Source organism: Methylobacterium sp. SyP6R (assembly GCF_019216885.1).
Taxonomy (GTDB): domain Bacteria; phylum Pseudomonadota; class Alphaproteobacteria; order Rhizobiales; family Beijerinckiaceae; genus Methylobacterium.
On sequence record NZ_JAAQRC020000001.1, the window covers coordinates 186253 to 200688 of the forward strand.

The window sequence follows — 14436 nt, forward strand, 5'->3', positions numbered from 1 at the left end:
GGTCACACCGGGTCCCAGGAGAACACGTCGGGGCTGCGGTCGAGGGGGGCGAGGTGGCCCGACAGCGCCGGCATCCCGTGCTCGGCGATGGTCTCCGGCGTCCAGCCCTCGGAGCGGTGCACGCCGCGCACCGGGCGGGGGTGGTTGAAGACGAACAGCTCGTTGTGGCGGGCGGCGAAGATCTGGCCGGTGATGGTGCTGGCCTGGTCCGAGGCGAGGAAGACCGCGAGCGGCGCGTTCTTCTCCGGCCCCATCGCCTGGAGCTTGGCGACGCGGGCCTTCTGCTCCGGGGTCTCGGCCGGGATCGAGCTCGTCATCCGGCTCCAGGCGAAGGGGGCGATGCAGTTCGAGCGCACGCCGAACCGGCCCATGTCGAGGGCGATCGACTTCGACAGGGCGGCGACGCCGAGCTTGGCGGCGGAATAATTCGCCTGGCCGATGTTGCCGATCAGGCCCGAGGTCGAGGTCATGTGGACATAGGCGCCCGCCCCCTGCTTGCGGAAGGTCTCGGCGGCGGCGCGGGAGACGAAGAAGCTGCCGTTGAGGTGGACGTTGATGACGGAGAGCCATTCCTCCGGCGTCATCTTGTGGAAGATCTGGTCGCGCAGGATGCCGGCATTGTTGACCACGATGTCGAGGCGGCCGAAGGCATCCAGCGCGGTCGCCACCATGCGTTGCGCCGCCGCCCATTCGGCGACGCTGCCGGTATCGACCACCGCCTGGCCGCCGCGCTGCTCGATGATGGCGCGGGTCTGCTCGCCCGGCGTCGCCGAGGTCTCGCCGAGGCCGCTCAACGAGGCGCCGACGTCGTTGACCACCACCCGGGCGCCGGCGAGCGCCATGGCGAGCGCGATCTCCCGCCCGATGCCGCCCCCCGCTCCGGTGACGAGGGCGACCTTTCCGTCCAGTAGGCCCATGGGGTTCCTCCTTCGATGGTCTGTTTGGCTGGTCTGAGAGCTTGTTTGACTATGATGTGAATGCTGCAGAGGACTTTTTCTTCCAGCCCACAACCTCATCCTGAGGTGTTAGCCGATCGAAGATCGGCTGACCTCGAAGGAGGGCTCCAGGGATCGCGCAGGCTTCTGGAGGCCTCCTTCGAGGTCAGTCCATCGTTGATGGACTGACACCTCAGGATGAGGTCGAGAATGGGAAGAACTTACCCTTCAAGTCAAACAGGCTCTGACAGTTTTTCACAAACACGACCTCATCCTGAGCGCTCGTTCGATTTGCCCGACACTCTCGATACCCTCCGCGTCATTCCGGGGCCGCGAAAGCGGAGCCCGGAATCCAGAACCGCCGATCGTTCAGAACAAGGCGGATCGCGTTCCGCTTGATCCTTTCATACCTGCGGCTCTGGATTCCGGGCTCCGCTGCGCGGCCCCGGAATGACGCCGTGGATTTGAGATCTATGGCGATCAATCGAACAGGCTCCCCATCACCGTCCCGTCCAGCGCGGCGGGCGCTTCTCGATGAAGGCGCGGGGCCCTTCGCGAAAATCCTCCGAGGCCTGGACCCGGGCCCGGGCCGCGGCGCTCGCCGCCCGCAAGGCCGCCTCGTCGGCCGCCGTGGCCAGGCGCGCCACCGCCAGGCTCTCGCGCACGGCGAGCGGGGCGTTGCCGGCGATCACCGTCGCGAGCGCCACGGCCGCGTCCCGGGCCGATCCCCGCGGCGCCAGCCGGCCGACGAGGCCGAGCGCGTGGGCGCGGGCGGCGTCGAGGGGCGCGCCGGTCAGGATCATCTCGAGCGCGACCGCCCGGGGCAGCGCCCGCGGCAGCCGGTAGAGCCCGCCCGCCGCGGCGACGAGGCCGCGGGTCACCTCCGGTAGGCCGAAGCTGGCCCCCTCCCCCGCCACGATCAGATCGCAGGCGAGCGCGATCTCGCAACCACCGGCCAAAGCCGGGCCCTCCACGGCGGCGATCCAGGGCTTGGCCCGCACGGCGTGGACGAAGCCGGCGAACCCGCCCCCTTCGGTCCAGAGATCGTCGGCGCGGCCAGCCGCGACCGCCTTCAGGTCGGCCCCGGCGCAGAAGACCGGGCCCTCGCCGGCCAGGACCACGGCGCGGATCGCGTCGTCGGCCTCCGTCGCCGCCACGGCGTCGCCGAGGGCGCGGGCGAGCGCCGGGTCGACGGCGTTGCGCGCCTGCGGGCGGTTCAACGTCAGGAGAGCGACGTGATCGCCGATGCGGTCGAGGCGGAGGGGATCCGGCATCAGGCGGCCTCCCACTCGAGGAGCCCGTCGCGGGCCGTCCGCAAGGTGCCGTCGAGGCCGACGGGAGAGCGGTCGAGATCGGTCAGCGCCGCCAGGGTGGCGCGGTCGGCGGCCGGCACCCGGGCGAGCAGGCGGGTCTCGCCCTGGCGCAGGACCACGACGCCGCGCTCCGGCGCGCCCTCGCGGTCGAACAGCACCGTATGGGTCTCGACGACGGCGCGGCCCGCGGCGTCCTCCACCACCGGCGGCACCGGCCCGCGGCGGCTCTCCGCCGCGTCCTGGACCGAGACCGGCGCGTCGTCGAGCCCGTCGAACCCGCCGCCCAGCACCAGGGCGTGGTGCTTGGTGACGAACTCGCCCTGGCCGTAGAGCAGACCGGCACGGCCGGGCGCCTCGCGCAGAAGCCGCACCATCGCGCAGGCGGCATGCGCCATGTAGCCGTTGAGCGGCGCGCCGAAGAAGGTCAGCCCGCCCGCCACCGTCGGCACGGCCTCGTCGGGCAGGAGGAGGCGGCGGCGCGCCATCTTGGGCACGCAGGGAAAGCAGCTGTAGAGTTCGATCGCCGCCAGATCCGAGGCTGCGACCCCGGCCCGGCGGAGCGCCGCCGCCAGCACCGCATCCTGCGCCGGGGCGTGGTCGAAGCGGTCGCGCGACAGCCAGTCCCGTGGCTCGTTCGCGGCGGCGCCGGGGCCGATCGGGACCAGGCGATGCTCGGGGAGGCCGGCGGCGCGGGCAAGGCCCAAGCTCGTCACGATCACGGCGGCGGCCTGGTTCACCACGGGGTTGGCCACCATCAGCTTGGTGTAGGGCCAGGCGATCGGCCGGTTGGCGGGCGTCGGCGTGGCGATCTCGTCGGGGGTGAAGGACCGACGCAGCCATCCATGCGGATTGTCGGCCGCGACCCGGGAGAAGGCCGCCCCGAGTGCCGCCGATTCGTCGCGGCCCTGGCGCGGGGTCTGGCCCCAGGCGGCCTGGAGCGCGGTCTCGTAGAGGGGATAGACGGCGACCGGCTGCGACAGGCCGTGGCGCAGGGCCTGGGGGTGGAGGTAGTCGCGCGCCCGCGGGTTGGTCCAGGCCGGATCAGGCGCGGTCCAGGGCGGGGTCGCGTCGCGGTCGGGCGTCAGGCCGGCGCGGCGCGCCGCCGCAGCGCTGTGCTCCGCCTCGCCGCTGCACAGGGCCGCCACCGCGGCCTCGCCGCGCGCGATCCGCCGCGCCGCCTCGTGCAGGAAGCGGACCGGCGTCTCGCCGCCGACCGGGCCGTAGGCGAGCCGGGCCGGGCGATGGCCGATCAGGGCCGCGACACGGGCCGGCAGGTCGGCATAGGGCCACGACACCGCGTTGACGACGTCGAGGGAGCCGATCCGCGAGAGCCAGCCGCCGCCGGCATCCGCGTCGGCGCGGGCCAGGGCCTCGGCCATCAGGGCGGCGGGCTCGGGGCCGATCGGTCCACGGCCGGGGGTGTCGGGCCGATCCGTGACCTCGCCGATGCCGACGATGACGGGGATGCGGGCGGGGTCGGTCATCTCGCCGGCCTCATGCATCGGGAGATGCGCCGGCCCGAACCCTCCCCCCTCTGCGGGCTTGCAGATCCACACAACGCCCCTGATATCCAACCCTTTGTAAAATCAGGCGCTTTCCCCTCCCCCTTGTGGGGAGGGGTTAAGGGGTGGGGGTGGTGCCGCGTAGAGCGCGCGGCTTCTCCGGCACCACCCCCACCCCTAACCCCTCCCCACAAGGGGGAGGGGAGGCGCGTTACCTTCAAAGGCGGAAGCACGCGGACCGAAATGCGTGAATGCGATAGCCTCTGCGGGGGAGGGTTCACGCGCGAGACCTCCAATCCCATTCTCATCACCCCGCCTCCCCCACCTCGATCACGGCATCCGCCGCGAACGCCCCCTCGGGCAGGGCGAAGACCGGGTTGAGGTCGATGGAGGCCAGCCGCGGCCCCGCCGCCACGGCGAAGACCGAGAGCCGCGACAGCATCCGGGCGAGCGCGGCGATATCGCAGGGCGGCCGACCGCGGGCGCCGGTGAGGAGCGGCGCGGCCTTGATCGAGCGGATCATCGCCTCGGCCACGTCCTCGCCGAACGGGCAGCGCCGGAACACCACGTCGCGCATCACCTCGACGAAGACCCCGCCGAGGCCGACCATCGCCACCGGGCCGAAGACCGGATCGCGCTGGATGCCCATGATGCACTCGACCGCCCCCCTGACCTGGCACGCCACCAGCACGCCGTCGATCCGGGCCGACGGCGCGTGGCGGGCGGCGCGTTCGATCAGGATAGCGTAGCCGCGCCGGACCGCCTCGGCATCGGCCACGTCGAGGAGCACGCCGCCGATCTCGGTCTTGTGCAGGATGTCCGGCGATAGGATCTTCATCACCACCGGAAAGCCGAAGGATTCGGCCGCCGCGACCGCCGCCGCCGCGTCGGCGCACGCCGCCTCCGGCACCGTCGCGATGCCGGCGGCCGAGAGCAGGCGTTTGGCCTCGGCCTCGCTCGGGTTCTCGTCCGGCAGCCGGACGGGCGCGCCTGCCGGCGGCGGCACCGGCTCGATCTCCGAAAAACTCGCGCCGAGGCGGCCCATCGCGTCGAGGGCGACGACGGCGCGGGCCGGATCCTCGTAGAGCAGGTAGCCGTCGGCCTCGTAGTCCCGGTTGCGCTCCTCCGAGGCGAGGACCGAGAGGGCGTAGAGCCGGTCCGGATGGCGCGCCTTGACGGCGTTGAGCTGGGCGCGGATCGCCGGCGCCATGCTGGGAGCGCCGCCGATCTGGGTGAAGAAGGCCAGGATCGAGGCATAACCGCCCTCGGCGATCATCGCCTCGGTGAAGCGGCCGATCAGCGACAGGTCGTTGAAGGCCTGCGCGGTGCAATCGACCGGGTTGCGCGGCGCGGCGATCGGCAGGATCGCCTTCAGGCGGGCCTGCGCGTCCTCCGGCATCGCCGGCATCGGCAGGCCGACGGCCTCGGCGGCATCCGAGATCAGCACCCCGGCGCCGCCCGAGATGGTGATGACGCCCAAGCTGTTCGGCACCGGGTAGATCCGCCGCGTCGCCGCATAGGCGATGTCGATCAGCTCTTCCGTCGAGCGGGCCCGGATCACGCCGTGCTCGGCGAGCACCGCGGAGAACACCGCGTCGTTGCCGGCGATCGAGGCGGTGTGCGACCGCGCCGCCGCGCTGCCGATCGCGCTGCGGCCGACCTTCATCATCACCACGGGCTTCTTCGCCCGCCGCGCCTCGGCAAGCGCGCCGGCGAAGGCCGGCCCGTCCTGCACGCCCTCGGCATAGGCCATGATGACGTCGATGCCGTCGTCCTGCGCCATCCAGCCGATCGCGTCGGCGACCGACAGGTCGGCCTCGTTGCCGGTGGTGACCAGCATCGCGGTGCCGATATGGCGGTTGCGGCAGGCGGTGAAGAGGTGGGTGCCGTAGGCGCCCGACTGGCTGGCGATGCCGATCCGCCCCGGCAGCGGCAGGCCGCCTTCGAGCGAGGCGGAGAAGATCGGGTAGAAGCCGGTCGCCGCGTTGAACAGGCCGAGGCAGTTCGGCCCCAGCAGCCGCATCCCGTGACGCCGCGCCGCCGCGACGAGGGCTCCTTGCGCCTCCGCCCCCGCCTCGCCGATCTCGGCGTAGCCCGCCGTGAACAGGATGGCGAAGCGCGTGCCCCGCGCGCCCAGTTCCTCGACTGCCTGGAGCGCCGCCGCGCCGGGCACCGCGATCACCGCCACGTCGGGCGCCTGGGGCAGGGCGGCGACGGAGGGGAAGCAGGGAAGGCCCTGCACCTCGGCCCGGTTCGGGTTCACCGGCAGGATCGCGCCCTGGAAGCCGGCGCGCAGCATGTAGGCGATCGGCCGGCCGCCGATGCGGGTCGGGTCGGCGGAGGCGCCGACGATCGCGACGGCGCCGGGCCGGACCAGGGCGGCGAGGTCGGCGGCGTCAGTTCTTGACATAGGGGCACCCGCCTTCGCTGAGCGGCCGGAACGCCTCGTCGCCCGGGACCGTGGTGACGAGCTCGTAGAGGTCCCACTTGCCCGTCGACTGGGACGGCTTCTTGAAGCGCATCAGGTACATGTCGTGGACCATGCGGCCGTCGGCCCGGACCTTGCCGCCTTGCGCGAAGAAGTCGTTGACCGGCGTCTCGCGCATCTTCGCCATCACGGCGGCCGCATCGGTGGTGCCGGCGGCCTGCACCGCCTTCAGGTAATGGGTGAGGGCCGAGGTCACGCCGGCCTGGTAGGCGGTCGGCATCGCCTTGCGCAGGGCAAAGAAGCGCTTGGCATAGGCCCGGGTCTCCGGCGTGCGGTCCCAGTAGAAGCTGTCGGTGAACAGCGCGCCTTGCACCACCTCGAGGCCGAGGGAAGCGACGTCGGTCAGGGTCACCTGCAACGCCGCGATGGTCTTGTTCGACTGGGTCAGGCCGAATTCATGCGCCTGCTTGACCGCGTTGGCGAAGTCGCTGCCCGCATTGGCGAGCGCGATCACCTTGGCGGGCGAGCTTTGCGCCTGGAGCAGGAAGGACGAGAAGTCGGGATTGTTGAACGGGTGGCGGACCTTGCCGAGGACCTGCCCGCCCGCGGCCTCGACCGCCCGGGCCGCGTCGCGCTCCAGCGCGTGGCCGAAGGCGTAATCGGCGGTGAGGAAGTACCAGGATTTTTCACCCCGGCCGACCAGCGTCTTCGCCGTGGCGTTCGACGAGGCGTAGGTGTCGTAGGTCCATTGCACGCTGGTCGGCGAGCACGACTTGCCGGTGAGGTCCGACGAGCCGGCGCCCGAGATCAGGAAGATCTTGCCCCGCTCCCGCGTCACCGCCTGGACCGCCAGCGCGACCGCGGAATTCACCCCCTCCGCCACCACGTCGACGCCCTTCGTGTCGATCCAGTTGCGCACGATGGTCGAGGCGATGTCGGGCTTGTTCTGGTGATCGGCCGAGATGATCTCGATCCGCTTGCCGAGCACCGTCGGGCCGAAATCCTCGACCGCGAGCCGCGCGGCGGCGACCGAGCCCTCGCCGTTGCCCTCGCTGTACTGCCCGCTCATATCGGTGATGATGCCGATCCGCAGCACGTCGCCGTCGGCGCGGGCCGCGGCCGGCGCGAGGAAAGCGGTCGCGGCGCAGAGCGCCCGCAGCATCGCCACGGCGCAACGCGCCACCGGAGCCCGTCGGGTCCGTGCCATCCTGGTCCTCCCATGATGTCCGGCCCTTGTCCCGGGCCGCGCGCGGATCGGCGTTTTCATTCCATCCGCTGAACGCTATTCTGTACCGTAAACGATCGAGGCGGCAAGGGGGGCGGCGGGATGGAGGAGGCGGGCGAGCGGACGGCGGTGATGGAGGTCGGCCGCGAGGTCGGGGCGGTGACGCAGGCCGCGGCGATCCTGCGGGCGATCGCGGGCTCGCGGGAGGCGCTGGGGGTCACGGCGATCGCCCGCGCGGCGGGGGTCAGCCCCTCGACCACGCTGAACATCCTGCGCACCCTGGTGCACGAGGGCTTCGTCGCGCTCGTGCCGGAGACCAAGACCTACCGCCTCGGCCTCGGCCTCCTGGAGGTGGCGCGCCCGCTCCTCAACCGCTCGGACGTGGAGCTGCTGCAACCGGGCCTGCAACAGGTCGCGACGGAGTTCGAGGCGACGACGACCGTCTGGCAGGTGGCGCCCGACGACAAGGCGCTGCTCCTCGGGCGGATCGTCCCGGCGAGCGGCATCCACATCGAGTTCCGCCTCGCGACCCGCATCCCGGCCTATGCCGGCGCGATCGGCCGCGCCGTGGCGGCGGCGGGCCAGAGCGCCGGGGCGCTGCCGCGCGCCACCCTGCGGGCCCGGTTCGGGGCGATCCGCTGGCACGTGCCGGTGCCGTTCGACACCTTCCTGGAGGAGGTCGCGGCCGCCGCCGAGCGGGGCTATGCCGTCGATATCGGCCAGCTCATCCGCGGCGTGACCACGGCCGCCGCCGCCTTATGCGACCATAACCGGCGCCCGCGCCTCGTGGTGGCGGCGCACCTGTTCCAGGGGCAGTTGACGGAAGAGCGGCTGGAGGCCCTGGGGCTGGCGCTACGCGGGCTCGCCGCGGCGGCGCAGCCGGGGATGTTCGGGGTGGTGGAGGGGGTGGGGGTGAGGCGGCGGCGGTGAACTATACTATCGCGGGCCATATAGTCGCTTAACTCAGGTTCCCGAACGCCGTTGCCGATACCATAATGCGTTCACCGCCCGCCGATGTCACATCATATTATGATTGCAAAAAAACAGAGCAGATAATCACGACGCCGCAACTTTTGAATTCGTCATCATGCTTTTATTCGACAAGATAGATTTATAATAATCTTCATCCAAAAATCGAAGAACTTTTTTCAATTCTGCCTTTTTGCTTGGAAGGATTATTTTCTCAACACCGTCAATGGCTTTTATATTAATGTTAATATGAAAATACTCAGCGGCGGCTTTTATAGTAGCAGGGGTCATTGCCTCAAAAATTCCACTCTGCTGTATTAACGCGACCTTTCTCCTCACCCAGCTATCTGCATTAACGATGAACGTATCAATGTCGTCTACATGAAGTTTATCGATTTTAGCAAAATCTTGTATATCTGAATTTGTTGCCTCAATATAATACTGTGTTAGATCAAATATCTGTCGTACGTTATGAAAGCTAAAAAATCGAATTTCGCTGTTTTTCATTATTGCAGATAATCTATAATCTATAGTAACTCCGACACCATCGACCTTCTTATATACGTTAGAGGAATGAAATATTGATAACCCCTCTGGAGAAATTATCTTTCTGCGATTAAAATTTTGTATTAGAATAATCTGCTCGCCGCGATCATTTTTATATCCACTAAATAGAGCTTTTATATTTTCAAAATTTTCTGTTTTCGGGGCAATCTCTGGTATCGACAGTGGATTTTCTATCGCATAATGCAGATCGTCAATATCATCATATCCTCTAATTACGAGACATTCACCTTTTTCAGGTTTATATCTTCCATCAAAATCATGCTCGTCCTGCGCGTACGCAAGGAAGCTTTTTTCTTGCTCAAGCATAAAGTCTGTTAATGCATCTTGGACATCCTGAGATAAATTAAATCTCTGCACTCTCTTCGATGCGTCATCTGTTAAGGCGAACAAACTGAGTTTTATCATGTCACCTCTACCAACATTGAATTAGATATTTTTTTGACCTGTTTTATATTTTTTGGGTCAAGAAGCTCACGGCGAGCCAAGAGAGTGTACACGACGCCTGTAGCGGATTCAACCTTGTAGAACTTATAGCCGAGGATCCGCAACATCGGATGAGGCAATATCGAACTCACAAGCCACAACAGGGCTGCAAATACTAAAATTATTAATACTACCGTAGTAAATGTTATATTTGATGCAACACCAAGAAATGGTATGATATAAGTCCCAAAAACGCCAAGCATCAATGCGTCGTTTGCTTCTATCTTTTTAGCAGAAAAATTTATAGTTTCAGAATGCTTTTCCGCAGATCTGATAATAATTGCGCCAAGCGAAAAACCAGCAGCTCCAGATAAAATATAAAACGAATCTTCAACAGCGAATCCTTGAGACCATATACGAGATAAGCCAATGCTCATCAGAGAGGGAGAAAAAGTCGAAAGAAAAAGAAGCGTCTTGAGCCAATTTCGCATTACATACCCCTTGCACGCTCACCAAGCTACGGCGCTGACTACGTGCCAGAGTCGCCAAGGAACAAAATAGGAACATTTCTCCTGCATTGCAAGCGTTGCCGTGGTTAAGTGTTTCTGGCAAGTATCAAAAAAACGGCCGCTCAATCGTGGTGGAACACCTCTTCCATCATCGCCCACCACTCGCCCTCTTTCCGGCTCTCGAACGGGCGCTGGCACGGGATGGTCAGGGTCCACCATTCCTGGTTCTTCGCGTCGGCCGCCATCCTGGCCATGTCGGCTGCGAAGTCGGTGCCGTGGTATTCCCAGGTGCCGAACAGCAGGTTCTCCGGCTCGCGCAGGAAGATCGTGTAGTTGCGGATGTTGCAGCGGCTGATCAGGTCCAGCACCTCCGGCCACACCGCCTCGTGCAGGCGCTTGTAGGTCGCGATCTGGTCCGGGTTCACGCCGATGACCATGCCCATGCGTTGCATCTCAGCCGCTCCTCATGCGTGATCGAGTCGATAGACCGACACAGCGTTGCCGCCGAACACCGCGTCGTGATGGGCGGGCGGCACCAGGGCCCGGCAGTGCCGGAGCCAGCCCTCGTAAGAGCCTGCGAGGTCGAGCACCGGCCAGTCGCTGCCCCAGAGAACCCGGGCGGGCCCGAACAGGTCCAGAATTGCCTCGGCATAGGGGCGCACGGCCTCCGCCCCGCCCTCCCCCGCCTCGGTCAGGAGGCCGGAGAGCTTGCACCAGACGTTCGGCCGGGCGGCGAGCGCGGCCATCGCCTCGCGCCACCCGGGCGTGCCGCCCGCCGCGATCTCCGGCTTCGCGCCGTGATCGACGACGATGCGTAAGTTCGGGTGGCGTATGGCGAAGGTCAGCAGGGCGTCGAGCTGGCGCGGCCGCACCAGGGCGTCGAAGGCGAGGCCGTGCGCCACCATCGCGTCGGCGGCCGGCGCGAGGACAGGGTCGGCGATCCAGGCATCGTCCGGATGGTCCTGGAGCATCGGGCGCAAACCCTTCAGGTGCGGGTCGCGGGCGAGCCGGGCGATGGTGGCCGGCGCGTCCGGCGCCTTCAGGTCGGTCCAGCCGACGACGCCGCGGATGACGGGCGCGCGGGCGGCGAGCGCCAGCATCGCGTCCGTCTCGGCCTCGTCCTCGAGGGTCTGGACCAGCACGGTGCCGTCGATGCCGCCCGCAGTGAGCAGCGGCGCCAGGTCGTCGAGGGTGAAGTCGCGGTGGATCGCCGCGAGGTCCGGCGGCGGCCAGTAGCCGGCCCGGTCGGCGATGCGCCAGAGATGGTGATGGGCGTCGATCGGCATGGGAGACTCAGATCGGGGCGGCGTCGTGGATCAGGCCGCGGGCCTTCAGCCGGGCCCAGAACCCTTCGGGGATCGGGTCCGCGAACCAGGCGGCGTTGGCCTCGACCTGCGCGGCGTTGCGGGCTCCGGTCACGACGGTGACGGCGGCCGGGTGCAGCAGCGGGAATTGCAGCGCCGCCGCCTCCAGCCGCACGCCCTCCTCGGCGCAGGCCGCCCGCAGGGCTTCCGTCCGGGCCACGAGGGCGGGCGGCGCCTCGGCGTAGTTGTAGGTGGTCTGCCCGGCGAGCAGCCCGGAATTGAACGCGCCGGCCACCGCGATCCCGATGCCGCGGCGGGCGCATTCGTCCATCAGCCCCAGGCTGTCCTGCTCCAGCAGCGTGTAGCGGCCGGCCAGCATGCAGAGGTCGAGATCGGCCACCCGGATGGCCTCGGCGACGATCTCCCACTCGTTGACGCCGAGCCCGATCGCCCGCACGGCGCCCTCCTCGCGCAGCCGCGTCAGGGCCCGGAATCCGCCGCCCGCGGTCAGCTGCTCCCAGGTCTCGGCGTGGCGCTCGCCATGGGTGACGCGGCCGATATCGTGGACGTAGAGGATGTCGGGGTCGAGGATGCCGAGGCGTTGTTGACTCGCCTCGAAGGAGCGCAGCACGCCGTCATGGCTGTAGTCGAAGGTCGGGCGGAAGGGCAGCGGCTCGGCATAGCCCTCCTCCATCGGGCCGACGCTCGGGTCGGGCACCATCACGCGGCCGACCTTGGTGCTGACGACGTAGGCGTCCCGCGGCTCCTCGGTGAGGAGCGTGCCGAGGCGGCGCTCCGCGCGGGTGAAGCCGTAGAACGGCGCGGTGTCGTAGGTGCGTACGCCCCGGTCCCAGGCCGCCCGGAACGCGCCGGCGGCCTCGTCGAGGCGCGTCGCCTGGAACAGGCCGCCCATCTGCGCGCCGCCGAGCCCGAGGGCGGTGAGGGTCAGGCCGGTGCGGGCGTGGCGGCGGGGGGTGGCGGGGTGCATGGGGGCCTCGGAAAGGAAGGGCGCCGACATTTCAAAATCAGGAGCGGGTTTCCCCTCTCCCCGCGGGCGGGGAGAGGGTGAGGGGGTCTCGACGAGTGAGACTCCTACGGAAGCACCCCCTCACCCTCGCCATTTGGGCTTGCCGCGCCCTCTGAACGAGGGCTCGGCCCTCTCCCCGCCTGCGGGGAGAGGAGATACCCGCGCCTTTTATCCTGCCAAATCATCACACGACAGGGATGATTTTGTGATTTTAATATATATCAATACAGCACGTTCTTCGCTTCCTCCGTCCCGATATTCTCCTTCGTCACCAGCACCACGCCGGTGTCGATGAATTTTTCCACCTTCTGCTTGGCGAGCACCTTGGCGACGGTGGCCACCCCCAATTCCCCCATCCGGAACGAGCCCTGGACGACGATCGCCGCCAGCGTGCCGTCCTTGACGAAGTCCTGGAGGTCCTGGTTGCCGTCGAAGCCGACGGCCGCGACCTTGTCGGCCCGGCCGGCCTGCTTGAGGGCCCGGCCCATGCCGATGGCGGTGGGCTCGTTGGCGCCGAAGAGGCCCTTGAGGTCGGGATGGGCGGCGAGCACGTCGGCGGTCTGGTTCAGCGCCGTCGCCATCTGGGATTGCGAGTAGTACGGCCCGATAATCTGCAGCTTCGAATGCGCCTTCACGTAATCGGTGAAGCCGCCGACGCGGCCGACCTCCGAGCCGGTGCCGGCGACGTAGGACATCACCGCGATTCTGCCCTCGGGACCGGTCCGCTCGATGAGTGCCCGGGCGGCGAGTTCCCCGGCCTTGCGGTTGTCGGTGGCGAGGAACGACTGGTAATAGGCCTCCGCCCCCTTCGCGAGGCCGGAATCGAGGATCACCACCGGGATCCGCGCCTCCCAGGCCTTCTTGACCGCCGGCACCAGGGCGTCGGGATCGGAGGGCGCCAGCACGATGCCGGCGACGCGGCGGTTGACCGCGTTCTCCACCATGTTGACCTGGTCGGCGATGGCCGATTCGGCGGCCGGGCCCTGGAAGGTCAGGGTGTGGCCCTGCACGCCCTTCATGGCGGTCTCGGCGCCCTTCTGGACGTTCTGCCAGAAGGTCGAGTTCACCGTCTTGACGATCACGGCGATCTCGCCGGCCCGCGCCGGGACGGCGGCAAGCAGGCTGGAGACGAGCAGGGCGGCGGCGAATGCTTTCATGGGGTCCCCTCCAAGGTCGGCGCCGGGTTCTCCCGGTCGCGATTGTCAGCGGCGGTTGCGGAGCTGGTCGATCCAGACGGTGAGCAGGATGACGAGGCCGATGATGATCTGCTGGGTGAAGGCCGAGACCCCGTTCATGTTGAGGCCGTTGCGCAGGATGCCGATCACGAAGGCGCCGATCACCGTGCCGGAGATCGTGCCGACCCCGCCGGCGAGCGAGGTGCCGCCGATGACCGCGCTGGCGATGGCGTCGAGTTCGTACATCACGCCCTCGTTCGGCTGGGCGGTGACGAGGCGGGACATCAGCACGCAGCCGGTGAGCCCGGCGAGCAGCCCCGAGAGCACGTAGGTCAGGGTGACGACCCGGTCGACGGCGACGCCCGACAGCCGCGCCGCCTCGGCATTCGAGCCGACCGCGTAGACATGGCGGCCGAGGACCGAGCGCCGCAGCAGAAACGCCACCACGAGGGCGAGGCCGGCCATCAGCAGCACCGGATAGGGGATGCCCGGAAACACCACGTCGGGGAATCCGTCGTCGCCGACCCGCACGATGCGCAGGAGCGCGCCGTTGCCGAGTTCGCCAAAACTCTCGCCGAGGCCCGAGACCGCCCGCGCCCCGGTGATCTGGAGCGCGAGGCCGCGGGCGATCAGCATCATGCCCAGCGTCGCGATGAAGGGCGGCAGCTTGAGCCGCGTGACCACGAGCCCGTTGACGAGGCCGCAGACCCCGCCGACGCTGATCCCGACCAGCATGGCGAGCGGCACCGGGAGACCCACCTCCTTGACGCAGAGCGCCGCGACGACGCCGGACAGCGCCAGGACCGAGCCGACCGACAGGTCGATGCCGCCCGCGATGATGACGACGGTGGCGCCGAGCCCCAGGAGTGCGATCGAGGTGACCTGGAGGCCGATGCTCATCCCGTTGCCGAGCGACAGGAAGGCGTTGCTGGTGAGCGAGAACGCCGCCACCAGGGCGACGAGGCTCCCGAGTGCCGCGAATTTCTGGATCAGGTCCTTCTGCCGGTCGGACAGGCGCCCGCGGGCAGGCGCGACGGGAGGATTCAGGCTCGCCGACAT

Annotated in this window: 13 protein-coding genes; 1 reads left to right on the forward strand and 12 read right to left on the reverse strand. The window is 67.8% G+C overall.

All coding sequences use genetic code 11. The features are described from left to right. Positions 1 to 2: 2 nt before the first annotated feature. The 5 genes from HBB12_RS00880 to HBB12_RS00900 form a co-directional block, all read right to left on the reverse strand. Complete coding sequence (locus HBB12_RS00880; protein ID WP_236987610.1) at positions 3 to 917, reverse strand: SDR family oxidoreductase; 915 nt, start codon at positions 915 to 917, stop codon at positions 3 to 5. Between the two features lie 518 nt (positions 918 to 1435). Continuing rightward, positions 1436 to 2209 carry an enoyl-CoA hydratase-related protein gene (locus HBB12_RS00885; protein WP_236987611.1) on the reverse strand — a complete coding sequence of 258 codons (774 nt, stop codon included), beginning with the start codon at positions 2207 to 2209 and terminating at the stop codon, positions 1436 to 1438. Next, positions 2209 to 3732, reverse strand: coding sequence for an acetyl-CoA acetyltransferase (locus HBB12_RS00890; protein WP_236987612.1), 1524 nt, complete (start codon positions 3730 to 3732; stop codon positions 2209 to 2211). The genes HBB12_RS00885 and HBB12_RS00890 overlap by 1 nt, the downstream gene beginning before the upstream one ends. Positions 3733 to 4057: 325 nt before the next feature. Continuing rightward, positions 4058 to 6160, reverse strand: a complete 2103-nt coding sequence (locus tag HBB12_RS00895) for an acetate--CoA ligase family protein (RefSeq protein ID WP_236987613.1) — start codon at positions 6158 to 6160, stop codon at positions 4058 to 4060. Beyond that, positions 6147 to 7385, reverse strand: a complete 1239-nt coding sequence (locus HBB12_RS00900) for an ABC transporter substrate-binding protein (protein WP_236987614.1) — start codon at positions 7383 to 7385, stop codon at positions 6147 to 6149. The genes HBB12_RS00895 and HBB12_RS00900 overlap by 14 nt, the downstream gene beginning before the upstream one ends. A gap of 120 nt (positions 7386 to 7505) precedes the next feature. Between HBB12_RS00900 and HBB12_RS00905 the strand changes: the two genes are divergently transcribed. After that, positions 7506 to 8333, forward strand: a complete 828-nt coding sequence (locus tag HBB12_RS00905; RefSeq protein WP_236987615.1) for an IclR family transcriptional regulator — start codon at positions 7506 to 7508, stop codon at positions 8331 to 8333. 126 nt (positions 8334 to 8459) lie between these two features. Here the strand turns inward: HBB12_RS00905 and HBB12_RS00910 are convergent, their stop codons facing one another. The 7 genes from HBB12_RS00910 to HBB12_RS00940 form a co-directional block, all read right to left on the reverse strand. Next, positions 8460 to 9344 (reverse strand): Kiwa anti-phage protein KwaB-like domain-containing protein, encoded by an 885-nt coding sequence (locus HBB12_RS00910; protein WP_236987616.1) that lies wholly within the window; start codon positions 9342 to 9344, stop codon positions 8460 to 8462. Further along, a complete protein-coding gene (locus HBB12_RS00915; RefSeq protein ID WP_236987617.1) occupies positions 9341 to 9853 on the reverse strand; it encodes a KwaA family protein in 513 nt (170 codons plus the stop codon). The genes HBB12_RS00910 and HBB12_RS00915 overlap by 4 nt, the downstream gene beginning before the upstream one ends. Positions 9854 to 9993: 140 nt before the next feature. Then, positions 9994 to 10323 carry an L-rhamnose mutarotase gene (locus HBB12_RS00920; protein WP_236987618.1) on the reverse strand — a complete coding sequence of 110 codons (330 nt, stop codon included), beginning with the start codon at positions 10321 to 10323 and terminating at the stop codon, positions 9994 to 9996. Positions 10324 to 10335: 12 nt separating this feature from the next. Then, positions 10336 to 11157 carry an amidohydrolase family protein gene (locus HBB12_RS00925; RefSeq protein WP_236987619.1) on the reverse strand — a complete coding sequence of 274 codons (822 nt, stop codon included), beginning with the start codon at positions 11155 to 11157 and terminating at the stop codon, positions 10336 to 10338. A 7-nt stretch (positions 11158 to 11164) separates the two neighbouring features. Continuing rightward, complete coding sequence (locus HBB12_RS00930; protein ID WP_236987620.1) at positions 11165 to 12163, reverse strand: aldo/keto reductase; 999 nt, start codon at positions 12161 to 12163, stop codon at positions 11165 to 11167. 260 nt (positions 12164 to 12423) lie between these two features. Further along, positions 12424 to 13359, reverse strand: coding sequence for an ABC transporter substrate-binding protein (locus HBB12_RS00935; RefSeq protein WP_236987621.1), 936 nt, complete (start codon positions 13357 to 13359; stop codon positions 12424 to 12426). A 45-nt stretch (positions 13360 to 13404) separates the two neighbouring features. Further along, the gene (locus HBB12_RS00940) at positions 13405 to 14436 is read right to left on the reverse strand and encodes an ABC transporter permease (RefSeq protein ID WP_236987622.1); all 1032 of its coding nucleotides are present in this window, start codon (positions 14434 to 14436) and stop codon (positions 13405 to 13407) included.